This is a genomic window from Streptomyces sp. MI02-7b, assembly GCF_033793585.1.
Lineage (GTDB): Bacteria > Actinomycetota > Actinomycetes > Streptomycetales > Streptomycetaceae > Actinacidiphila.
Genome location: NZ_JARAWX010000004.1, coordinates 40,926 through 62,240, shown reverse-complemented (window position 1 = coordinate 62,240; position 21,315 = coordinate 40,926). Strand labels below are relative to the sequence as shown.

The following is a 21,315-nucleotide window of genomic DNA, read 5'->3' as shown; positions in this document are numbered from 1 at the left end:
CCGGTCAGCCGAGTTCGGCCAGACGGCGCACCGCCGGAGCGCAGCGGCTCTCGATCCACCCCGCGGAGGCGGCCTCCGGGGGCATCACGATCGCGGTCTGCACGCCGAGCGCGGCATACCCGGACAGCTCCTTGCTGAAGGTGTCCAGATCCCCGTCGCCCAGCGCGGTCCCCCGGTACAGCATGGTCTTGCGGATCGCGTCGTAGTCCCGGCCCGCCTCGTCGCAGTGCCTGCGGAGCACGTCCAGCTTGTGCGCGACCTCGGCCTGCGAGGAGCCGAACAGATTGCAGGCGTCCGCGTAACGGGCCACGAGCCTCAGGGTCTTGCGCTCACCGCCGCCGCCGACCATGACCTCGGGATGCGGCGCGCTCACGGGCGCCGGGGTGCAGCGGGTCTCCGCGAGCCGGTAGTGCCTGCCCTCGAACGGGCCGTTGTCCTCCTGGTCCCACATCTGCAGGCAGATGCGCAGCGTCTCCTCCAGCCGCTCGAAGCGCTCCGCCAGCGGCGGGAAGGGCACGCCCAGGCCGAGGTGCTCGCGCTCGTACCACGCGGCGCCCAGCCCCAGGGTCGCCCGGCCGCCGGACAGCACGTCGAGCGTCGTGGCGATCTTGGCCAGCAGCCCGGGGTGGCGGTACGTCGTCCCCGTGACCAGCACCCCGAGCCGTACGGAGGACGTGCGGGCCGCGAGGTAGCCCAGCGTCGTGTAGCACTCCAGCATCGCCGCCTCGGCGCCGCCGTTGTGCTCCATCTGGAAGTAGTGGTCCATCACCGACAGCCAGCCCACCCCGGCCGCCTCCGCGGCGGCCCCGGCCTGCGCCAGCGCGGGGCCCAGCCCGGCGGATCCGTCCGGGTGGTCGAACTTCGTGAGATGCAGGCCCAGTTGCACGGTCACTCCCCGCCTCGGGTCGTTGTCGCGGTCCCGTACGACGCTAGGCCTTGGAGTGCGCTCCAGGTCAAGCCCCTCCCCGCGCGGGTCCGCGGGGGCCGTGCGGGGAGGGGGTCAGGCTCCGGTCCCGGTGGCACCCGCGAGGGCCGCGGACAGCTCACGGGCCGCGGCCTGGAGGACGGGGACGATCTTCTCGGTGGCGGCGTCGGTGACGCGGCCGGCCGGCCCGGAGACCGAGATCGCGGCGGCGGAGGGGGAGCCGGGGACGGTGACGGCGAGGCAGCGGACCCCCATCTCCTGCTCGTTGTCGTCCACGGCGTAGCCCTGCGCGCGGATGTGCGCGAGCTCGGCGAGGAAGGCGTCCGGCTCGGTGATGGTCCGCTCCGTGGCGGCCGGCATGCCGGTGCGGGCCAGCAACGCGCGCACCTCCTCCGGCGGAACCTGGGCGAGCAGCGCCTTGCCGACCCCGGTGGAGTGGGGCAGGACCCGGCGTCCGACCTCGGTGAACATCCGCATGGAGTGGCGCGAGGGGACCTGGGCGACGTAGACGACCTCGTCGCCGTCGAGGAGGGCCATGTTGGCGGTCTCCCCGGTCGCGTCCACGAGTTCGGCGAGGTAGGGGCGGGCCCACGTGCCCAGCAGGCGGGAGGCGGTCTCGCCGAGGCGGATCAGCCGGGGGCCGAGCGCGTAGCGCCGGTTGGGCTGCTGGCGTACGTAGCCGCAGTCGACGAGGGTCCGCATGAGGCGGTGGATGGTGGGCAGCGGCAGCCCGCTGCTGGTGGACAGCTCGCTGAGGCCGACCTCGCCCCCCGCGTCGGCCATCCGCTCCAGCAGGTCGAAGGCGCGTTCGAGGGACTGGACGCCCCCGGCGCGGTCTGACGCCACGGTTCCTCCCCAGGCGGACGTTGTGGTGGTGCAGCCTACCGGCGGTCACGCAGGGGTGACCGGCGTCGGTCGCGTCCCTGTGCGGAGCCACGAACGGCTGTGGCGGAAGCCGGATTCCGTTCGGCGGAATCCACCAAACCCTACTCCGGAAGCTCCCGGCCCGCGCCCCGTCGGCCGCCGGTGCCGCGCGCCCGGCCGGGTCTTGACGGGTCGTACGGCGCGGCGGAGGATTTGCTTCAACAGAACGTTGAATTCCGGGCACCGCCGGTGGAAGGGGAACGCGTGTCAGAGGTCGCCGCCGCGACCGGGCTGGTGCTGCGCTCGACGCGGGTCGTCGCGCCCGAGGGCGAACGCGCCGCCGACGTCGCCGTCGTCGGCGGCCGGATCGCCGCCGTCCTGCCGTACGGGAGCCCGCCGCCGTCCGGAGCCCGCCTGGTCGACCTGGGGCAGGACGCGCTGCTGCCCGGCCTGGTCGACACCCACGTCCACATCAACGACCCCGGCCGCACCGAGTGGGAGGGCTTCGCGACCGCCACCCGCGCGGCCGCCGCCGGGGGCGTGACCACGCTGATCGACATGCCGCTCAACAGCATCCCGCCGACCACCACGACCGCGCACCTGGACCTCAAGCGGGACACCGCGCGCGGCAGGGTCCACACCGACGTCGGCTTCTGGGGCGGAGCCGTCCCCGGCAACGCCAAGGAGCTGCGCCCGCTCCACGAGGCCGGCGTCTTCGGCTTCAAGTGCTTCCTCCTGCACTCCGGCGTCGAGGAGTTCCCGCAGCTCGGTCCCGCGGAGCTGGAGGAGGCGATGCGCGAGATCGCCCGCTTCGACGGGCTGCTGATCGTGCACGCCGAGGACCCCGGGCTCATCGACGGCGCCCCGCGGCCCTCCGGCCGGAAGTACGCCGACTTCCTCGCCTCCCGCCCGCGCGCAGCGGAGAACACCGCGATCGAGGGCCTGATCGCCCTCGCCCGCCGCCTCGACTGCCGGGTGCACGTCCTGCACCTGTCCTCCGCCGAGGCGCTGCCCCTGATCGCCGCCGCGCGCCGCGAGGGCGTACGCCTGTCGGCCGAGAGCTGCCCGCACTACCTGACGCTGACCGCCGAGGAGGTGCCGGACGGCGCCACCCAGTTCAAGTGCTGCCCGCCGATCCGTGAGGCCGCCAACCGGGACGCCCTCTGGCAGGGCCTGCTCGACGGCACGATCGACTGCGTCGTCTCCGACCACTCGCCCTCCACGGCCGACCTCAAGCACTTCGACACCGGCGACTTCGGCGCCGCCTGGGGCGGCATCTCCTCCCTCCAGCTCGGACTGCCCGCGATCTGGACCGAGGCCCGCCGGCGTGGCGCCTCGCTCACCGACGTGGTGCGCTGGATGGCGCAGGGCCCGGCGCGCCTGGCGGGCCTGCGCACGAAGGGCGCGATCGCGCCCGGGTACGACGCCGACTTCGCCGTCCTGGCGCCCGACGAGAGCTTCACCGTGGACCCCGCAGCACTCCACCACCGCAACCAGGTCACCGCCTACGCCGGCCGCACCCTCCAGGGGGTCGTCCGCGGCACCTGGCTGCGCGGCGAGCGCATCGCCGACCAGGGCACCCCGGCACACCCCTCAGGCCGCCTCATCGAGAGGGAGGACGCGTGACCGCCCCACCCCGGTACACCGGCGACGCCCAGCCGTACCCCGGAGGCGACCCCTGGGCCGACTACCGCGGTGCCGACCTGCCGTTCACGACGCTCACCGACCTCGCCGACCGGCGCCTGGGCGCCGGGGTGATCGCCGCCAACGACGAGTTCTTCGCCGAGCGCGAGAACCTGCTCGTCCCCGGGCGCCCCGAGTTCCGGCCCGAGCACTTCGGTCACAAGGGACAGGTCATGGACGGCTGGGAGACCCGGCGGCGGCGCGGCGCGGGTCCCGACGACCCGCACCCCGCCGAGGCCGACCACGACTGGGCGCTGATCCGCCTCGCCGCCCCCGGCGTCGTCCGCGGCCTGGTCGTGGACACGGCCCACTTCCGCGGCAACCACCCCCAGCAGGTCGCGGTCGAGGCCACCTCCGCGCCGTTGTCCGCCGCTCCCGGGCACCTGCTCGCGGGCGGGGTGGAGTGGACCGAACTGGTGCCGCGCACGGCCGTCGGCGGCCACGCCGCCAACGGCTTCGAGGTGACCGTGGAACGCCGCTTCACCCATCTGCGGCTGCGGCAGTTCCCCGACGGGGGCATCGCGCGGTTGCGGGTCCACGGCGAGGTCGTCCCCGATCCCGCGTGGCTGGCGGCGCTCGGCACCTTCGACCTCGTCGCCCTCGAGAACGGCGGCTCCGCCGAGGACGTCTCCGACCGCTTCTACTCCTCGCCGGTCAACCCGATCCTGCCCGGGAGGTCCCGTCGCATGGGCGACGGCTGGGAGACCCGCCGGCGCCGCGACAAGGGCCACGACTGGGCCCGCTACCGGCTCGCGGAACAGGGCGTGGTCCGCGCCGTCGAGATCGACACCGGCTACTACAAGGGCAACGCCGCGGGCTGGGCGGCGTTGCTGGGGCGCGACGGCCGGAGCGGCGAGTGGTTCACGATCCTGCCCCGCACACCGTTGCAGCCCGACACCGTCCACCGGTTCGTGGTGGTCGCGCCCGCCGCGACCCACGTGCGGATCGAGACCTATCCCGACGGCGGCGTCGCGCGGCTGCGCCTGTGGGGCTCGCTGACGGACGCGGGCGCGGCCCGCCTCACGCGGCGCTGGGAGGCGCTGGCCTGAGGGGCCCCGTCCCGCACGGCGTACGGCCCTGCCCCGACCGCCCTCCTCCCCGCGCCGCCGGCGACGTCACCGGCTCACAGCGGCGCTGTCGGTGCCCGGCGGCACACTTGTGCCATGAACGCGTTCCCGTCCGGCCCCGCCACCGGAACCCGCCGCGCGCCCGACTGGGCCGCGTCGATGGGCGGTCCGCTGATCGTCGTGCCCGTCTCCGCGCCGCCCGCCTGGGGCGGCTGCACCGAAGCCGGGATGGTCGTGGGCGACCGAGACGTCCCCGACGACTACGATCGGGCCTGCGCCGTGGACGACCTGGCGGGGGTGATACCCGTCGGCCGGGACGGCGCCCTGGCGCTGGTCCTGGGGACCAGCCCGCCACCACGCGTCACCTCCCCGCGCACCGGGCCTTCCTGCGGCGGCTCGCTGCCGACTCCGACTCCGAGGCCGAGTCGACCGGGGCGGCCGAGGCGGCACTCGTGAATCCGGCCATCACGGGGGAGCAGTGCGGGACATGGGACACCGACGGGCCCGCGGTGCTCATGGACTCAGCGGAGGCGGGCAGCCTGCTCGGCGTCGAACACGCCGGCGGCGGCCTGCCCGAACGGGCCTCCGTCCCGCTGCCTCCGGGACGTTGGACGGTTCACGCCGTCGAGGCGGACATCGGCGGCCGCACCTCCCTCACCCTGGTGCGGCTGGTACCCGCCGTCCGCTGAAGGGCCTGGTGCGGCCGTCCGGGACGTGCCCGGCGCCCGCTGCGGCCGGTGCGGGCGCCGGGGTGGCGTACCGCTCGGCCGCCCGCTCAGGGCATGGTGCCGCGCGGCGCCGGCGTCTCCCTCGTACGCCGGCGCCGCGCGGGTCGGGTCAGCCCGCCGGCGCGAGCCGGAAGGACTGGGCGGCGGTGCCGTTGCAGGTGTACTGCTGCAGCCGGGCCCCGTCGGCCGCGGAGGCGGCGGCGACGTCCAGGCACTTGGCGCTGTGCCGGGCGGTGAACACGTAGGAGCCGTCCGGCTGGAGCACCGGTCTCCACTGCTGGTTGGTGCCCGAGGACCACTGCCAGGTCTGCACGGGGACGGAGTCGCCCGTCGCCGTGGAGCCGCCGGTGACGTCCCAGACCTGCTCGGTGGCGGCCGCGTTGCGGTTCACCACCCGGTAGTAGCCGCTGTCGGTCGCGCGGAACTGCCACTGCTGGTTGGTCTGCCCGGCGACGCAGCTCCACTGCTGTACGACCGTGCCGTTGGCGGTGCCGCGGTCCTTGGCGTCCACGCACTTGCCCGACCCGGCGCCGGTCACCTGGTACCAGGCGGAGGTGCTGATGCCGTCCCCGGTCCCGCCGGTCGGCGCGCCGGACCAGGTGAAGGTGGTCGTCGCGCGGGACGGCAGGCTGTACGAGAAGTGCTGCCCGGCCTCGCGGACCGTGACCTGCTGGGTGGACGACGAGGAGTTGTGGGTGACCAGCACCCGCTGCCCGTCGCTGTTGACGAAGGCGGTGTTCCACACCGGGTCGGTGGCGTTGCTGCCGATCCGCACGGCGCCCGCGCGGACGAACTTCGTCAGCTGCCCCATCGTGTAGTACTCGACGGTGTAGTCGACCTGGCCGCTGCGCGCGTCACCGTTGTGCACCGTGATCAGCCCGGTGCAGGTGCCGCAGCCGCCCGCGTGCGGGCCCATCGCCTGGTCCAGCGCCAGCGACCACTTCACGTAGGAGCGGGCCCAGTTGCGCGTGAAGCCGGTGATGTCGCGCAGGTCCTCCAGCTGCTGGTCGCCCACCCAGGTGCCGCCGGAGTGCTCGGTCTCGTACTGCGGCACGCCCGGGTACTGGCTCTGGACGGTGCTGCCGAGCGCGTAGTTCGGCGGCGTCGGCGCGTAGCCGTGCCAGGCGACACCGCCGAACAACGGGTCACCGCGCAGCGCGGCGTCGGCGAGCTGTCCCGCGCCGGTGGTGTTCCAGTCGCCGTGGTTCCAGTCGTGGATCAGCGCCTTGGTGGTGATCCCGGCCGACCGGAAGGCGGGGAAGAGATGGTTCTTGGTGAAGTCCAGCAGCGTGGCCGCCGTCCACTCCATCGTGGGGTACGAGCTGTCGGCGCCGCAGCACTGGGGCTCGTTCTGTACGGACACGTAGTCGATGTGGACCCCGCGCTGCTCGTACGCCTGGAGGTACTTCACGAAGTACTGTGCGTACATGTCGTAGAACTCCGGCTTCAGCTTGCCCATCTGGGTCAGCTTGCCGTTGTCCTTCATCCACGCAGGGGCCGACCACGGCACCGCCATGATCTTCAGGTCCGGGTTGAGCTGACGCGCCTGCTGGGTCAGCGGCAGCACGTCGGCGAGGTCCCGGGAGATCGAGAAGTCGGCCAGGTCGCAGCAGGTGTCGTCGTACGTGTAGTGGCTGCGCGCGATGTCCGAGGCGCCCATGGGGTTGCGCAGGAAGCCCAGCCCGATGCCGTCGGTGGGGGAGAACAGCTTGCGCATGGTGGCGTCGCGGGTGGTCGCCGACAGGGCGCCGGAGGAGTTCATCAGCCAGGCGGCGCTGTCGGTGAAGGACGCCCCGCCGCCCTCGAAGGGCTGGTAACGGGCGGCGGGATCGACCGTGATGACCGTCCCGCCGCTGCCGTCACCCGCCTCGAAGGCGGTCGGGGTCTGGGCCTGCAGGCCCTTGACGACCGTCTTGCCGTCCGAGGTCGTGGTCATGGTGACCTGGACGGCGGTGGCGGCGGCCGCACTCGGGCCGGCGGCGGTCAACGCGGCGAAGGCCGCGGCGACCGCCGCCAGAACGGCGATCATCCGTCTGATGTGGGGGTGTTGTCGCATCGCGTGCTCCTTGTGGGGAAGGACATGAGGTGCGTGCGAGGGAGATCGACGGGCGCCGGTGCGCCCGGGGTCAGGCCGCGCTGCGGGCGCGGCGGCGGTGGGCGGCGATGATGTCGGCGTAGCGGCGGCCGCTGCCCTTGACGGTGCGCTGCTGGGTCTCGTAGTCGACGTGGACGAGCCCGAAGCGCTTGGCGTAGCCGTACGCCCACTCGAAGTTGTCCAGCAGCGACCAGGCGAAGTAGCCGGCCAGCGGGGCGCCGGCGCGCACCGCGCGGGCGCAGGCCGCCAGGTGCTCCTCCAGGTAGGTCGTGCGCTCGGGGTCGTGGACCTGACCGTCGGGGCCGACGTGGTCCTCGTAGGCCGAACCGTTCTCCGTGACGTAGATCTTCTGCGCGCCGTACTCCTCGGTCAGCCGCATCAGCAGCCGCTCCAGGCCCTCGGCGTGCACTTCCCAGTCCATCGCGGTGCGGCGGACGTCCGGGATGCGCAGGGCACGGGTGTGCGGGACGGGCCCCGAGGGGTCGTCGGCAACGATGTCACGGAAGTAGTAGTTGAGGCCCAGCCAGTCCAGTGGGGCGGCGATGGTCTCCATGTCACCGTCGTGGACCGGCAGTTCCACCCCGTAGAGCTTCAGCATGTCCTCGGGGTAGCCGCGGCCGTGGATCGGGTCCAGCCACCAGCGGTTGGTGTGGCCGTCGGCGCGCAGCGCGGCGGCGACGTCCTCGGGCCGGTCGGAGGCGGGCTCGCTGGGGCTGAGGTTGTTGACGATGCCGATCTGGGCCTGCGGGACGGCGGCACGCAGCGCCTGCACGGCCAGGCCGTGACCCAGGTGCAGGTGGTACGAGGCGCGCACGGCGGCGGTCAGATCGGTGAGGCCCGGGGCCATCACGCCCTGCAGGTGGCCGATCCAGGCCGAGCACAGCGGCTCGTTGAGGGTCGCCCAGTGGGTGACGCGGTCGCCGAGGCGCTCGGCCACCACGGAGGCGTACTCGGCGAAGCGCAGCGCGGTGTCGCGCTCCGGCCAGCCGCCGCGGTCCTGCTGCGCCTGCGGGAGGTCCCAGTGGTAGAGCGTGGGGAAGGGGGTGATCCCGGCTTCCAGCAGCCCGTCGACGAGCCGGTCGTAGAAGGCGAGGCCCTCCGGGTTGACCGGGCCGCCGCCCTGCGGCATCACCCGCGGCCACGCGATGGAGAAGCGGTACGCGTCGAGGCCTAGGCGCCGCATCAGGCCGATGTCCTCGGGCCAGCGGTGGTAGTGGTCGCAGGCGGTGTCGCCGGTGTCGCCGCCGGCGACCTTGCCGGGGGTGCGGGAGAAGGTGTCCCAGATGGAGGGCGCGCGGCCGTCCTCGGCCACGGCGCCTTCGATCTGGTACGAGGCCGTCGCGGCGCCCCACACGAAGCCGGCGGGGAGCGCACTGAGGTCGGAGGTCACGGACTGCCTTTCGGAGGGGGGAACGGGGGGCCGGCGCTCACTTGACGGCGCCGGCCGTCAGGCCGGCGACGAGGTAGCGCTGCAGCAGCAGGAAACCGGCGACCACGGGCACGCTCACCACGAGCGAGGCGGCCATCACCTGGTTCCAGTACACGTCGGTCTGCGTGGCGTAGCCCTGCAGGCCGACGGCGAGGGTGCGGGTGGCGTCGTTGGTCATGACCGAGGCGAAGAGGACCTCGCCCCACGCGGTCATGAAGGCGTAGACGCACACCGCGACGATGCCCGGCACGGCGGCCGGGACGACGACCCGGAACAGCGCGCCGAGCGGGCCGTTGCCGTCGACGAGGGCGGCCTCGTCCAAGTCACGGGGGATCGAGTCGAAGTAGCCCGCCAGCATCCAGATGGAGAACGGGAGCGAGAAGGTGAGATAGGTCAGGATCAGGCCGCCCCGGCTGCCGTACAGCGCGATGCCGGTGGCGTTCCCGAGGTTGACGAAGATCAGGAACAGCGGCAGCAGGAAGAGGATGCCGGGGAACATCTGGGTGGACAGGATCGTCACCGTGAAGAATTTCCGGCCCGCGAAGCGGTAGCGGCTGACCGCGTACGCCGCGAAGACCGCCACCGTGACCGAGGCGACGGTCGCGCCGCCCGCCACGATCAGCGAGTTCAGGAAGTAGCGGGCCAGCGGCACCGTGTGCCAGATGTCCGCGTAGGGCCGCAGTGTGAAGCCGCTCGGGAACCAGCGGAACGGACCCTGCACGTCCTGGAGCGGCTTCAGCGACGAGACCACCATCACGAAGACGGGGGCCAGCGCGAAGGCCGCCAGCAGCGTCAGCACGATCCGCCGGGTCCACACGAAGGAGCGCGGCGAGGCCATGGGGCTGCGGTGGTCAGTCATCCTGCCTCCTCAGGGAGGTGACGAGCAGGTAGAGCGCCGTCACGACGAGCAGGAAGAGCAGCAGGAGCACGGACATCGCCGAGCCGGAGCCGAAGTTCCAGGTCACGAAGGACGACTGGTAGATGTGGATCGAGATCAGGTCCGCGGCGTCCGGCGCGGCCCGTCCGAACAGCACATAGGGCGTGTTGAAGTCGTTGAACGTCCACAGGAACAGCACCAGCACCAGCACCAGGTTCACCGGCCGCAGCGAGGGCAGGGTGATCCGGCGGATCTGCTGCCAGATGCCGGCGCCGTCCATCGCCGCCGCCTCGTACAGCTCGCGCGGGATGTTCTGCAGTCCGGCCATCAGGCACAGGAAGGCGAACGGCCACTGGCGCCACACGGAGACGGTCACCAGCGCCCAGAAGCTGTTGTCGCCGATCAGCCAGAAGGGCTTGCCGTCGGTGAGATGCAGCTGGTCGTGCAGGACGTGGTTGATCATGCCGGTGTCCCGCTGGAACATGAACGACCAGGTGATCACCGCCGCGTAGACCGGCAGTGCGTACGGGACGAGGAAGACCGCGCGCAGCAGTCCCCGGCCCCGGAACGTGTCCTGCATGAGGATCGCCGCGGCGGTGCCGAGCAGCCAGGACAGGGCCACCGCCAGCAGGGTGAACTCGCACGTGACGACGAAGGAGTTGAGCAGGTCCTTGCCGACGGGCGCGTTGAAGTCCACCGCCACGCGGTAGTTGTCCAGGCCCTTCCAGGGCGCCGCCGACCAGTCGCCGATGTAGAACTGCGTGAGCTCCTTGAAGCTCATCACGACGCCGACGACCATCGGCACCAGGTGGATCAGCAGCTCCAGCGCGAGCGCGGGCAGCAGCAGCACGTACGGCAGTGAGCCGCGACGCACCCGCGCGGAGAGCAGGCGCCTGCGGGGCCTTCCCCCGGCGGCCCGCCGGCCGCCGGAGGAAGGAGACTTCGAGCTGTGCCGTACGGGCGGCACGGTGGTGGTCATGGGTTGCTTCACGCTCACGAGGCCGGCATCTGCTGCTGGGCCTTCTCGAGGGCGGCCTTGACGGTGTCGTCGGTGACCGGGTGCCCGGCTGCGGCCTCGGCGAAGAGGTCCTTCATCGCGGTGCCGACGGTGGTCTCGAACTGGCTCTCGTTCGCGACCTGCGGGAGCGGCGCCGCGCTGTTGGCGAGGGCGTCGGCGAGCACCTTCAGGTCCGGGGTGGAGAAGGCGGGGTCGGACTGGGCGGCCTTGACCGGCGGCAGCGAGCCGTAGGTCCCGTTGAGGATCTTCTGCTCGTCGTCGCTGGTCATGAACTTCACGAACTTCAGGGCGCCGTCGACGTTCTTGGTCTTCTTGAAGACGGCCAGGTTGATGCCGGCGACCATCGAGTTGACGGCGGTGTCACCGGTGGCGCCCTTGGTCTGGAACGGCACCTGGGCCACGCCGTAGTCCTCGGGCTTCATCCCGTGGGACTTCAGCGAGGAGCCCGCGGCCTGCCACAGCAGCATGGCCGCCTTGCCGGTGGCGAAGTCGGCGACCGACTGGTTGGCGGCGTACTCGGCGTTGCCGGGGGCCGCGATCTTGTCCTTGGCGATGAAGTCGATGTACTGCTTGACCGCCGCGACCGCCTCGGGGGTGGTGAAGGTCGGCTTGCCGGAGGCGTCGAAGAAGTCGGCGCCGTGCTGCTTGCCGAAGACGAAGGCGTGGTGGACGTTCTCCGAGAGGTTGCCGCCCTCGACCGCGAGGCCGTACTTGCCGCCCTTGGTCAGCTTCTTGCCGTCCGCGACGAGCTCGTCCCAGGTGGCCGGCGGCGCGGCGATACCCGCGTCGGCGAACATCTTCTTGTTGTAGTACAGCCCGTACGCGAGCGAGTACAGCGGGACGGCGGCGGGGTCCTTGCCCTCGGCGCCGGTCGCGCCGAGCGCCGCGCCGACGAAGCGGTCCTTGCCGCCGATGGCGTCGAACGCCTTGGCGTCGAAGGGCCGCAGCGCGCCGGTGGCCTGCAGCGACGCGGACCAGGTGTTGCCTATGTTGAGCACGTCGGGGCCCTGCCCGGAGGTGGCGGCGGCGAGGATCCGGTTGAGGAGGTCGGACCAGGGGACGACCTCGAGCTTGACCTTGATGCCGGTCTGCTTCTCGAACTTCTTGAGCTCGGGCTCCAGGACTTCCTTGTCGTTCTCCAGGCTGCTGCCCTGGTTGCTGGCCCAGTAGGTGAGCGTCTTGGAGCCGCCGTCGCCGCTGCCGTCGGTCGAGGAGCCGCCGCCGCAGGCGGTGGCGGATGCGATGAGCGCGGCCGCGACTGCGGCGGCGGCCGTCGTACGGGTGATGTGCATGACCGGGGACCCTCTCAGGGGGTGATGGCTTCGGGATGTGAAGAGCGTCACGCCTTAATTCAAGGCGTGATTTAACGTCTGAGAAAACCTGGCGTCAAGACTTGGCGCAGCGATAGATTCACCGGGGAGGGAGTCACCATGGCAGACCGAAGCAAGCGCACCGTCCGTGACCTGCGGCGGGGCAACCGTTCGGCGATCCTGCGCCATCTCTACTTCGAAGGCCCCCTCAGCCGTCAAGAGTTGGCCAGGGACACCGGTCTCAGCACGGGGTCGATCAGCAACGTGGTCGCGGAGCTCATCGGGGACGGCGTCGTGGAGGAGGCCGGCTCGGTCGAGTCCGACGGCGGCCGCCCCCGGGTGATGCTGAAGGTGGCACCCCGGCACGGCTTCGTCATCGGGGTCGACGTCGGGGAGACCGGGGTGCGGGTCACCCTGTTCGACCTCGCGCTGACCGAACTGTCCTCCACCGAACGGCCGCTGGCCGACAGCGGCCACGATGTGGCCCTGGTCGTGCAGTTGATGCTCGAGGGGCTCTCGGCGGTCCTGGAGGACTCCCGCGTCGACCCCGCGCACGTCCTCGGCGTCGGGGTCGGTGTGCCCGGCATCGTCGAGCAGAACGCGGGCGGAGCCGGCGCCGTCGTGCACGGGCAGACCATCGGCTGGGACGCCGTCCCGCTCGGCGCGCTGCTGGCCGAGGGCACCGACCTGCCCCTCCACATCGACAACGGCGCCAAGACCCTCGGCCAGGCCGAGCTGTGGTTCGGGGCCGGCCGCGGCGCGCGCAACGCGGTGATCGCCCTGCTCGGTTCCGGGGTCGGCGCCTGCGTCGTTGCCGACGGCAAGCCGTACCGCGGCGCGAGCAGCAGCGCCGGCGAGTGGGGCCACACCACCCTCCAGGTCGGCGGGCGGCTGTGCCGCTGCGGGGCCCGCGGCTGCCTGGAGGCCTACGTCGGCGCCGAGGCGCTCATCGACCGCTGGGGCGCGGCCGCCCCGGCCGGGGTCAGCGAGGAGGCGGCGATCGCCGCGCTCGTCGCCGCGGCCGAGTCCGGCGACCGCACGGCCGTGGAACTGCTCGACGAGACCGCGGAGTACCTCGGCGCGGGCATCGCCGACCTGGTCAACCTCTTCAACCCCGAGCGGATCGTGCTCGCCGGCTGGACCGGTCTCATGATCGGTCCCCGGCTGCTGCCCGCCGTCCGGGAGGCCACGGCCGCGTACGCGCTGCACCACCCGTGCGCCCAGACCTCGATCGAGCTCGGACTGCTCGGCCCCGACGCGGTCACGGTCGGCGCCGCCACCCTGCCGCTCGCCCGCTTCCTGGACGCCGGTGGCCGGCTGCCCGCCCCCGCGGCGCGGTCCGAGGAGCAGGCGGAACCGAATCGTCCGGGTCGGTCGTTGTCAGGGACGTCCGCCTGAAGCAGCACACTGAGCAGCACACCCCCAGAAAGACCCGGAGACCGCGGTGACCCTCAAGCAGCAGATCGTCGGCAACGCCATGCAGATGGCCGTGTGCACCCTCCAGCCCGGCCAGACCGTCTACTGCGAGGCCGGCAAGTTCCTCTTCAAGACCGCGAACGTGAGCATGGACACGCGGCTCGCCGGGCCCGGAGGCGGCGGACAGCAGCAGGCCCAGGGCGGCGGGGGCGGCATGGGCGGCATGCTCCGCCAGGCCATGGGCACCGCGATGCAGGTCGGTCAGCGCGTACTCGCCGGCGAGAGCATCGCCTTCCAGTACTTCAGCGCGAGCGGCGGCGAGGGCACCGTCGGCTTCGCCGGGGTCCTGCCCGGCGAGATGCGGGCCCTGGAGCTGGACGGCTCGCGCGCCTGGTTCGCCGAGAAGGACGCCTTCGTGGCGGCCGAGTCCACCGTCGACTTCGGCATCGCCTTCCAGGGCGGCCGCAGCGGAATGAGCGGCGGCGAGGGCTTCATCCTGGAGAAGTTCACCGGCCGCGGCACGGTGATCATCGCGGGCGCGGGCAACTTCATCGACCTCAACCCCGCCGACTTCGGCGGCCGCATCGAGGTCGACACCGGCTGCATCGTCGCCTTCGAGGAGGGCATCCGCTACGGCGTGCAGCGCATCGGCGGCCTCAACCGCCAGGGGATCATGAACGCCGTCCTCGGTGGCGAGGGCCTGTCCCTGGCCACGCTGGAGGGCAACGGCCGCGTCATCCTGCAGTCCATGACCATCGAGGGCCTGGCCAACGCCCTGAAGAAGGCCCAGGGCGGCGACAAGCAGGGCCCGACGGGCGGTCTGTTCTCCACCCACGCGGGCTGAATCGCCCGCCGGCACTGCCGTGCCTGCTGCCGGTGCGGGGTGCCGCTCACACCACCCCGGCGGCCTCCAGGACCTTGCGCAGGGCCCGGTCCAGGGCGGCCCGCACGGTCTGCGGGTCGCTCAGCGCGGCCGTCATCGCCGCGCCGTCCCGCAGCATCATGAGCGTCGCGGCGTCCTCGGCCGGCTCCGGCGCGCCCGCCTCGGCCAGCAGGCGCTCGACCAGTTCGCGCAGCCAGGTGCGGTGGGCGACGATGGCGCGCGTGACGGGGTCGGCGGGGTCCGGGTACTCGGCGGCGGCGTTGAGGAAGGGGCAGCCGCGAAACCCCGGCGCGCACAGCTGGTCGCCCAGCGCGCCGGCCACGCCGAGCAGCGCCTCCCGTGCGCCGAGTCCGTGCAGGGCGCCCTCGGTGTAGGCGCGGATCTGCCGGTCCGTGGTCTGGATGTAGCTCAGGACGAGCTGTTCCTTGCCGGTGAAGTGCCGGTAGAGCGTGGCCCTGGTGGTCGCCGCCTCGGTGACGATCCGGTCCATGCCCACCGCGTGAATGCCCTCGGCGTAGAACAGCCGGGACGCGGTGGCCAGGATGCGCTCGCGGGGCGGGGCGTCGGCGGGCACGGTGGCCTCGGAGGGGGCGAGTGGGGCGACGGGCGGGGCGCTCATGTCCTTGACGGTAGCGGACGGGCGCGCGTAGTGTCCCGGCAAGAACGAACGTTCTGTCTCTGCCTGTACTTCCGTGTCACCCGGAGCCGTCCGGGCGCCGCCGCCCCGGCCGCGCACCGTGCCCGCCCCGCCGTACGAGAGGACCCCCACCCATGGCCGTGCCCGAGATCGGCGCCCCCGCCCCCGACTTCACCCTCTCCGGGGTGCTGCTCACCGACGCCGGCGCCGAGCGCGGCGAGTACTCCCTGTCCGCACAGCGCGGGGCCCCGGTCGTGCTCGCCTTCTACCCCGGCGACGACTCGGCCGTCTGCACCAAGCAGCTGTGTTCCTACACCTCCGACCTGGACCGCTTCCGCGACCTCGGCGCCACGGTGTGGGGGATCAACCTCAGCGACCTCGACAGCCACGAGCACTTCGCCCGCAAGCGCGACCTGCGCTTCCCGCTGCTCGCCGACACCGACCGTTCGGTGGTCAAGGCCTACGGCATCTCGATGCCCGGACTCGGCCTCAAGCGCTCGGTCTTCATCGTCGACGCGGAGGGGATCGTGCGCTGGAAGCACGTCGCCCGCATCGGGCTGACCTTCCAGGACACCGACGCCATCGTCGCTCAACTGGCGGCGCTCGCCCCCCGCTGAGCCGCCCCGCGCCCCCCTGACGGGCGAGCGTGAAGCTGCGCTGTTGCCGAGCTTAAGAAAAGATCGATGGACTGAACGCCCGAAGCCGGGCAGATTGCTGTGTGCCCGGCGCACCGCGCGAGCAGGCGCCGACGGGCACCGCCGCTCCGCCCCGGGTCCCTTCCGTGCCCGGTCCGCGTTCCCCCGTGCGGACCGGGCCACATCGTCTGCCGGCAGGAGTCGCAAGAGTGAAGGCACTGGTGAAGGAGAAGGCCGAGCCCGGCCTGTGGCTGCGGGACGTCCCCGAGCCCGAGATGGGCCCCGGTGACGTCCTCATCAAGGTGCTGCGGACCGGCATCTGCGGCACCGACCTGCACATCCGTTCCTGGGACGGCTGGGCCCAGCAGGCCGTGAGCACCCCGCTGGTCCTCGGCCACGAGTTCGTCGGCGAGGTCGCGGCCGTCGGCTCCGACGTCGCCGACATCACGACCGGCGACCTCGTCAGCGGAGAGGGTCACCTGGTGTGCGGCAAGTGCCGCAACTGCCTCGCGGGCCGCCGCCACCTGTGCCGCAACACCATCGGCCTCGGCGTCGGCCGCAACGGCGCCTTCGCCGAGTACGTGGCGCTGCCCGCGTCCAACGTCTGGGTGCACCGCGTCCCCGTGGACCTCGACATCGCCGCGATCTTCGACCCCTTCGGCAACGCCGTCCACACCGCGCTGTCCTTCCCGCTGGTCGGCGAGGACGTACTGATCACCGGCGCCGGCCCGATCGGCATCATGGCCGCCGCCGTGGCCAAGCACGCCGGCGCGCGCCACGTCGTCATCACCGACGTCAGCGAATACCGCCTCGACCTCGCCCGCAAGATCGGCGTCAGCCTCGCCCTGAACGTCGCGGAGTCCACCATCGCCGAGGGACAGCGCGAACTCGGCCTGCGCGAGGGCTTCGACATCGGGCTGGAGATGTCCGGCCGTCCCGAGGCCATGCGCGACATGATCGACAACATGACGCACGGCGGGCGCATCGCGATGCTGGGCCTGCCGTCGCAGGAGTTCGCGGTCGACTTCGCCAAGATCGTGACCTCGATGATCACCATCAAGGGCATCTACGGCCGCGAGATGTTCGAGACCTGGTACGCGATGTCCGTCCTGCTGGAGGGCGGCCTCGACCTCGCGCCCGTGGTCACCGGCCGGTACTCCCACCGCGACTTCGACGCCGCCTTCGACGAGGCCGCCGGCGGCCGCTGCGGCAAGATCGTCCTCGACTGGACTGCTTGATTCCTTGTGGCTCGGTGCGCGCCGCGGAGGATCTCGAACCTCCGCGGCGACCGGCTGTGCCGCCCCGCCCCAACACTCCGATCGGCCCGGAAACCCCACGGGAGACCCCCATGTTCGACTCCGTCCGCGACGACCTGCGCGGCACCCTCGACGAGATCCGCGAGGCGGGCCTGTTCAAGCCCGAGCGCGTGATCGGCACACCGCAGAGCGCGACGGTCGGCGTCACGTCCGGCGGCCGCCCCGGTGACGTGCTCAACTTCTGCGCCAACAACTACCTGGGCCTGGCCGACCACCCCGAGGTCACCGCCGCCGCCAAGGAGGCGCTGGACCGCTGGGGCTACGGCATGGCGTCCGTGCGCTTCATCTGCGGCACGCAGGAGGTCCACAAGGAGCTGGAGGCGCGGCTGTCGGCCTTCCTCGGCACCGAGGACACGATCCTGTACAGCTCCTGCTTCGACGCCAACGGCGGCGTCTTCGAGACCCTGCTCGACGAGCGCGACGCGGTCATCTCCGACGCCCTGAACCACGCCAGCATCATCGACGGCATCCGGCTGTCCAAGGCCCGCCGCCTGCGCTACGCCAACCGCGACATGGCCGAGCTGGAGGCCCGTCTGAAGGAGGCCGGCGACGCCCGCCGCCGCCTGATCGTCACCGACGGCGTCTTCTCGATGGACGGCTACGTGGCCCCGCTGCGCGAGATCTGCGACCTCGCCGACCGCTACGACGCCATGGTCATGGTCGACGACTCGCACGCCGTCGGCTTCACCGGCCCCGGCGGCCGCGGCACCCACGAGCTGCACGGCGTGATGGACCGGGTCGACATCCTCACCGGCACCCTCGGCAAGGCGCTCGGCGGTGCCTCCGGCGGCTACGTCGCCGCCCGCGCGGAGATCGTCGCGCTGCTGCGCCAGCGCTCGCGCCCGTACCTGTTCTCCAACTCGCTCGCTCCGGTGATCGCCGCCGCCTCGCTGAAGGTCCTGGACCTGATCGAGGACTCCGAGGAGCTGCGCGCCCGCCTCGCGGAGAACACCGCGCTGTTCCGCACCCGCATGACCGAGGCCGGTTTCGAGATCCTGCCCGGCGACCACCCCATCGCGCCGGTCATGATCGGCGACGCCGCGGAGGCGGGCCGGATGGCCGACCTGCTGCTGGAGCGCGGCGTCTACGTGATCGGCTTCTCGTACCCCGTCGTGCCGCACGGCAAGGCCCGCATCCGCGTGCAGCTGTCGGCCGCGCACTCCACCGCGGACGTCGAGAAGGCGGTGGCCGCGTTCATCGCCTCGCGCGAGGCCCTGGCAGGATGAATGGGTGATTGACGCACGACGGCTGCGGACCCTGCGGGCCGTGGCGGACCACCGGACGGTGACCGCCGCGGCCGCCGCGCTGTACCTGACGCCGTCCGCGGTCTCCCAGCAGCTCGCCGCGCTGGAGAACGAGACCGGTCACCGGCTGCTGGAACGCGGCGGCCGGGGCGTCCGGCTCACCCCCGTCGGTGAGATCCTGCTCACGCACGCCAACGCCGTCCTGGCCCAGCTGGAGCGGGCCGAGGCCGAGCTGGCCGCGTACACCTCCGGCGCGGCCGGAGAGGTCACCGTCGCCTCCTTCGCCACCGGCATCGCGCTCGTGCTCGCCCCCGCGATCACGGCGCTCCGCGGCACGGCGCCGGGCATCCGGGTACGGGTCCGCGACGCCGAGGGCGACGAGTCGCTGCCGATGGTGCTCGACGGCCGCGCCGAGATAGCCGTCGCGGTCGAGTACCGCGGCGCCCCGAGCGCCGACGACCAGCGGCTCGCGCGCGTCCCGCTGTACGCCGAGCCCTTCGACGCGGTGGTGCCGGCCGGCCACCCGCTCGCGGACGCCGCGACCGCGACCGTCCGCGTCGCCGATCTCGCCGACGAGACATGGATCGGGCCCTACCCAGGCAACCCCTGCCACGACGTGGTCGTCCTCGCCTGCGAGTACGCCGGCTTCCAGCCGCGCCTGGAGCACTCCTCCGACGACTTCCGCGCCGTCGTCGCCCTCGCCGCGGCGGGTGCGGGCGTCGCCCTCGTCCCGCGCACGGCGCTGCGCGACATGGACCTGTCCGGGGTCGCCGTCCGTCCGGTCCACGACGTCGTCGCCACCCGCCGGGTCTTCGCCGCCGTCCGTCGCGGCGCCGAGGACCACCCGCTGCTGTGCCCCGTCCTGGACGCCCTGCGCGCCGCCGCGGAGGGCGCGGCCTAGCCGGTGGCGGCCGGCGGCGCGGCGTGATCCCCTGCGGACCGTGGAGCGCGCCCTGCCCGGTGACCGGAGCCCGGTGGCGGTCGCACAGGACCGGTGCCCCTGATCCTTCGGGTGGTTGACCTGCCCCGTGGCCGTGAGCACGGCCACCGGCAGTCTACGGTCGGCACCGGCCTCTTCGCCGACGCCGAGGGCCCGGGAGCCGCAGGCGCCCCCGCTTCCGTACCCAGGTCCGGTTCGTGTCCGCCGGCGTCGGCCAAGGCGAGCTCGACAGCCGCGCCGGCACTGAGCACACAGCGGCTCGCCGCCGCATGGACGGGCCCGTCGCACCGCCGGAAGACCTGGGCCGCGACGTACCCGTCCGGAGCGAGGGCGGTAGGTGGTCCTCGACGAACAGCAGGCGCAAGCCCCGCGGAAACACCTGCCCGAGCTTCAAGCGGCCGCTCCGGGCCGCTGTCCCGCGGGGTGGGTGCCGGTGTCCGCCGACTCCTGCTTGCGTGTGCCGACATGCGGCGAACCGCCGCGGCGGACGTCCACGAGACGTTCACCGGATTCCCGGACGGGCATCGCGGCGACCGTCGGGCCGGACATCGGGACGATCCGTCCACGACGTGAGCATCCCGCACGTGGCGCGGCCGGCGGACGCGGCACCCGGTCCTCCCGCGAGCCGCGTCACACCCTGCCTCCGGCCTCGGGCTACTCGTCGACCGCCGTGCCGAACTGCGCGTTGGCCGACGACGCGCCGAGGGCCGCACCGTCGTACGTCCACGAGCCCTTGGCGACCAGCCCGGACGCCGACGCGGGGAGGACCCAGACGAAACCGTCGTTCGTGTTCTCGCCCGGGGCCGCCGCCAAGAGGCCGAAGCGGCCGTCCTTGTCGGCGTCGATCAGCCGGATCTGGGCGCCCCAGCGGTCGGAGGTCTCCGCCGTGCCCGGGATACCGGCGCTGTTCTGGTCGAAGCTGCGCGCTCCCGTGGCGGTGAGTCCGCCCGGTGCGCCGCGCAGGGTCCAGACCGCGCCGGCGTCGGCGACGGAACCGATGTCCTCACCGGGGGCACCGATGGCGAGGTCGGGGCGGCCGTCACCGTTGGTGTCGCCGGAGGACAACTCGGCGCCCCAGCGGTCGCCGGCCTCGGCGACGCCGGGGACACCGGCCGAGTCCTGGGTCCACGTCTGCGCCGGGACGGGGTCGAGGCCCGACAAGTCCCCCCTGCCCAGGTAGACGGAGACGGAGCCGCCGAGCGCCGAGCCCGCGCCGGTGTCGCCGATGGCCAGGTCGTCCTGACCGTCGTGGTTGAAGTCGCTGGAGACGACCGCGGGCCCGCCCCGGAAGGTCCCTCCGTCGCCGAGATTCTCGACAGCGGGCGCGCCGTGCAGCACCTGCGTGACGCCGATTCCGGGCTGGTCGCCGGTGGTCACCCCGGAGATCGCCAGGTCCGCCCACGAGTCCTCGTTGTAGTTGCCGTGGCTGAGGCTTCGCAGGGCGACGCCGGTGTCCTGCGCCGTCCGGTCGAGGGCACGGACCCCCCTCCCCGCCCGCTGCAGGCGCGGCGCGGCGGCCGTCCCCGGCTCGACGGTGAAGAACAGCAGGGAGTCGTTCTCCAGGACGGCGATGCTGTCCCGCGGGTCGGCGTCGGGGACCGAGGGATCCGGGGCGAAGTACCGGGCGGCTTCGACGGCCCGCGCGAAGTTCGCGCCGGCCCGCGGCTGTGCGGGGTCCTGCAGCCAGGTGCTGTCGCCGCCGTGCAGTCCGGTCGAGGACCCCCAGAAGACGACGGCGCCGCCTGCGTCGGTGAGCGTGCCGACGTCCTCGCCGGGAATGCCGACGATCGCGTCGTCGTAGCCGTCGTTGTCCAGGTCGCCGGTGGCCACGGCCCGTCCGAAGCCGTCACCGGCCTCGGCGGCGCCCGCGACGCCCGAGGTGTTCTGGCTGAGGACGGATCTCCTGGTGGTGCTGAGGCCACCCGACCCGCTGTACTGCACGGTGACGTACCCGGCGCCCTTGGCCCCGGACACGGTGGCGCCGGGCGCGCCGATCAGCACGTCGTCGTGTCCGTTGCCGTCGAAGTCGCAGTTGTGCTGCTGCCATCCGATCGACGGGAAGGGCACGTCCGCCTGTGCGGCGGGTGCCGTGAACAGGGCGCCGCCGCCGAGGGCGAGGAGTCCTGCGGCCATGAGGGCCGCGCTCTTGATGTGACGCACCGAAGAACCTCCTTGGTCTCCCGGATTGCCCCGGCGTTTCTCGCGTCCGCGTCGATCGCCCGCGGTCGGTGGTGTCCTGCCGGAAACG

18 protein-coding genes and 1 pseudogene are annotated in these 21,315 nt (G+C 72.7%); 9 read left to right on the top strand and 10 right to left on the bottom strand.

Features of this window, described 5'->3' with window-relative positions:
* Window positions 1-4: 4 nt before the first annotated feature.
* The gene (locus PV364_RS07280; RefSeq protein ID WP_319658890.1) at window positions 5-886 is read right to left on the bottom strand and encodes an LLM class F420-dependent oxidoreductase; all 882 of its coding nucleotides are present in this window, start codon (window positions 884-886) and stop codon (window positions 5-7) included.
* 114 nt (window positions 887-1,000) lie between these two features.
* On the bottom strand, window positions 1,001-1,771 hold the full coding sequence (locus PV364_RS07275) for an IclR family transcriptional regulator (protein ID WP_319658889.1): 771 nt from the start codon (window positions 1,769-1,771) through the stop codon (window positions 1,001-1,003).
* A 282-nt stretch (window positions 1,772-2,053) separates the two neighbouring features.
* Between PV364_RS07275 and allB the strand changes: the two genes are divergently transcribed.
* The 3 genes and pseudogenes from allB to PV364_RS41210 all read left to right on the top strand — a co-directional run bounded on the left by allB (window position 2,054) and on the right by PV364_RS41210 (window position 5,228).
* Window positions 2,054-3,415 carry an allantoinase AllB gene (gene allB, locus PV364_RS07270; protein WP_319658888.1) on the top strand — a complete coding sequence of 454 codons (1,362 nt, stop codon included), beginning with the start codon at window positions 2,054-2,056 and terminating at the stop codon, window positions 3,413-3,415.
* On the top strand, window positions 3,412-4,521 hold the full coding sequence (gene alc, locus PV364_RS07265; protein WP_319658887.1) for an allantoicase: 1,110 nt from the start codon (window positions 3,412-3,414) through the stop codon (window positions 4,519-4,521). The genes allB and alc overlap by 4 nt, the downstream gene beginning before the upstream one ends.
* A gap of 114 nt (window positions 4,522-4,635) precedes the next feature.
* Window positions 4,636-5,228 (top strand): annotated as a pseudogene (locus PV364_RS41210) (Imm21 family immunity protein).
* Between the two features lie 148 nt (window positions 5,229-5,376).
* On the opposite strand, the gene PV364_RS07250 reads toward PV364_RS41210, so the two are convergent.
* The 5 genes from PV364_RS07250 to PV364_RS07230 form a co-directional block, all read right to left on the bottom strand.
* Entirely contained in the window at window positions 5,377-7,323 is a 1,947-nt protein-coding gene (locus tag PV364_RS07250; protein ID WP_319658885.1) for an RICIN domain-containing protein, read from the bottom strand.
* A 70-nt stretch (window positions 7,324-7,393) separates the two neighbouring features.
* The gene (locus tag PV364_RS07245; protein WP_319658884.1) at window positions 7,394-8,752 is read right to left on the bottom strand and encodes a GH1 family beta-glucosidase; all 1,359 of its coding nucleotides are present in this window, start codon (window positions 8,750-8,752) and stop codon (window positions 7,394-7,396) included.
* Window positions 8,753-8,789: 37 nt separating this feature from the next.
* Window positions 8,790-9,650, bottom strand: a complete 861-nt coding sequence (locus PV364_RS07240; RefSeq protein ID WP_319658883.1) for a carbohydrate ABC transporter permease — start codon at window positions 9,648-9,650, stop codon at window positions 8,790-8,792.
* A complete protein-coding gene (locus PV364_RS07235; RefSeq protein ID WP_319658882.1) occupies window positions 9,643-10,647 on the bottom strand; it encodes a sugar ABC transporter permease in 1,005 nt (334 codons plus the stop codon). Before PV364_RS07235 ends, PV364_RS07240 begins: the two co-directional genes overlap by 8 nt.
* Before the next feature lie 14 nt (window positions 10,648-10,661).
* Window positions 10,662-11,978: a sugar ABC transporter substrate-binding protein gene (locus tag PV364_RS07230; protein WP_319658881.1), complete on the bottom strand. Its 1,317-nt coding sequence runs from the start codon at window positions 11,976-11,978 to the stop codon at window positions 10,662-10,664.
* Between the two features lie 138 nt (window positions 11,979-12,116).
* Here PV364_RS07230 and PV364_RS07225 point away from each other — a divergent pair, with 138 nt between their 5' ends.
* Entirely contained in the window at window positions 12,117-13,394 is a 1,278-nt protein-coding gene (locus PV364_RS07225) for an ROK family transcriptional regulator (protein ID WP_319658880.1), read from the top strand.
* A gap of 46 nt (window positions 13,395-13,440) precedes the next feature.
* Window positions 13,441-14,256, top strand: a complete 816-nt coding sequence (locus PV364_RS07220) for an AIM24 family protein (protein ID WP_319658879.1) — start codon at window positions 13,441-13,443, stop codon at window positions 14,254-14,256.
* Window positions 14,257-14,302: 46 nt separating this feature from the next.
* Here PV364_RS07220 and PV364_RS07215 read toward each other — a convergent pair whose 3' ends face one another.
* The gene (locus PV364_RS07215; protein ID WP_319658878.1) at window positions 14,303-14,914 is read right to left on the bottom strand and encodes a helix-turn-helix domain-containing protein; all 612 of its coding nucleotides are present in this window, start codon (window positions 14,912-14,914) and stop codon (window positions 14,303-14,305) included.
* Window positions 14,915-15,066: 152 nt separating this feature from the next.
* Between PV364_RS07215 and PV364_RS07210 the strand changes: the two genes are divergently transcribed.
* From PV364_RS07210 to PV364_RS07195, 4 genes are all read left to right on the top strand, one after another.
* Window positions 15,067-15,549, top strand: a complete 483-nt coding sequence (locus tag PV364_RS07210; RefSeq protein ID WP_319658877.1) for a peroxiredoxin — start codon at window positions 15,067-15,069, stop codon at window positions 15,547-15,549.
* A 227-nt stretch (window positions 15,550-15,776) separates the two neighbouring features.
* Window positions 15,777-16,805 carry an L-threonine 3-dehydrogenase gene (gene tdh / locus PV364_RS07205; RefSeq protein WP_319658876.1) on the top strand — a complete coding sequence of 343 codons (1,029 nt, stop codon included), beginning with the start codon at window positions 15,777-15,779 and terminating at the stop codon, window positions 16,803-16,805.
* Window positions 16,806-16,915: 110 nt separating this feature from the next.
* Window positions 16,916-18,109 carry a glycine C-acetyltransferase gene (locus PV364_RS07200; RefSeq protein WP_319658875.1) on the top strand — a complete coding sequence of 398 codons (1,194 nt, stop codon included), beginning with the start codon at window positions 16,916-16,918 and terminating at the stop codon, window positions 18,107-18,109.
* Window positions 18,110-18,113: 4 nt separating this feature from the next.
* The gene (locus PV364_RS07195; RefSeq protein ID WP_319658874.1) at window positions 18,114-19,028 is read left to right on the top strand and encodes a LysR family transcriptional regulator; all 915 of its coding nucleotides are present in this window, start codon (window positions 18,114-18,116) and stop codon (window positions 19,026-19,028) included.
* A 429-nt stretch (window positions 19,029-19,457) separates the two neighbouring features.
* On the opposite strand, the gene PV364_RS07190 is transcribed toward PV364_RS07195, so the two are convergent.
* Window positions 19,458-19,616: a hypothetical protein gene (locus tag PV364_RS07190; protein WP_319658873.1), complete on the bottom strand. Its 159-nt coding sequence runs from the start codon at window positions 19,614-19,616 to the stop codon at window positions 19,458-19,460.
* A gap of 105 nt (window positions 19,617-19,721) precedes the next feature.
* Window positions 19,722-21,227: an FG-GAP repeat protein gene (locus tag PV364_RS07185; protein WP_319658872.1), complete on the bottom strand. Its 1,506-nt coding sequence runs from the start codon at window positions 21,225-21,227 to the stop codon at window positions 19,722-19,724.
* Window positions 21,228-21,315: the final 88 nt, after the last annotated feature.

Excerpts from the sequence above, each read along its gene's own strand:
- PV364_RS07230 (WP_319658881.1), bottom strand. The coding sequence starts at position 11,978 with ATGCACATCACCCGTACGACGGCCGCCGCCGCAGTCGCGGCCGCGCTC.
- PV364_RS07190 (WP_319658873.1), bottom strand. The coding sequence starts at position 19,616 with ATGTCCGGCCCGACGGTCGCCGCGATGCCCGTCCGGGAATCCGGTGAA.
- PV364_RS07225 (WP_319658880.1), top strand. The coding sequence starts at position 12,117 with ATGGCAGACCGAAGCAAGCGCACCGTCCGTGACCTGCGGCGGGGCAAC.
- PV364_RS07200 (WP_319658875.1), top strand. The coding sequence starts at position 16,916 with ATGTTCGACTCCGTCCGCGACGACCTGCGCGGCACCCTCGACGAGATC.
- PV364_RS07210 (WP_319658877.1), top strand. The coding sequence starts at position 15,067 with ATGGCCGTGCCCGAGATCGGCGCCCCCGCCCCCGACTTCACCCTCTCC.
- PV364_RS07250 (WP_319658885.1), bottom strand. The coding sequence starts at position 7,323 with ATGCGACAACACCCCCACATCAGACGGATGATCGCCGTTCTGGCGGCG.
- PV364_RS07240 (WP_319658883.1), bottom strand. The coding sequence starts at position 9,650 with ATGACTGACCACCGCAGCCCCATGGCCTCGCCGCGCTCCTTCGTGTGG.
- PV364_RS07235 (WP_319658882.1), bottom strand. The coding sequence starts at position 10,647 with ATGACCACCACCGTGCCGCCCGTACGGCACAGCTCGAAGTCTCCTTCC.
- PV364_RS07215 (WP_319658878.1), bottom strand. The coding sequence starts at position 14,914 with ATGAGCGCCCCGCCCGTCGCCCCACTCGCCCCCTCCGAGGCCACCGTG.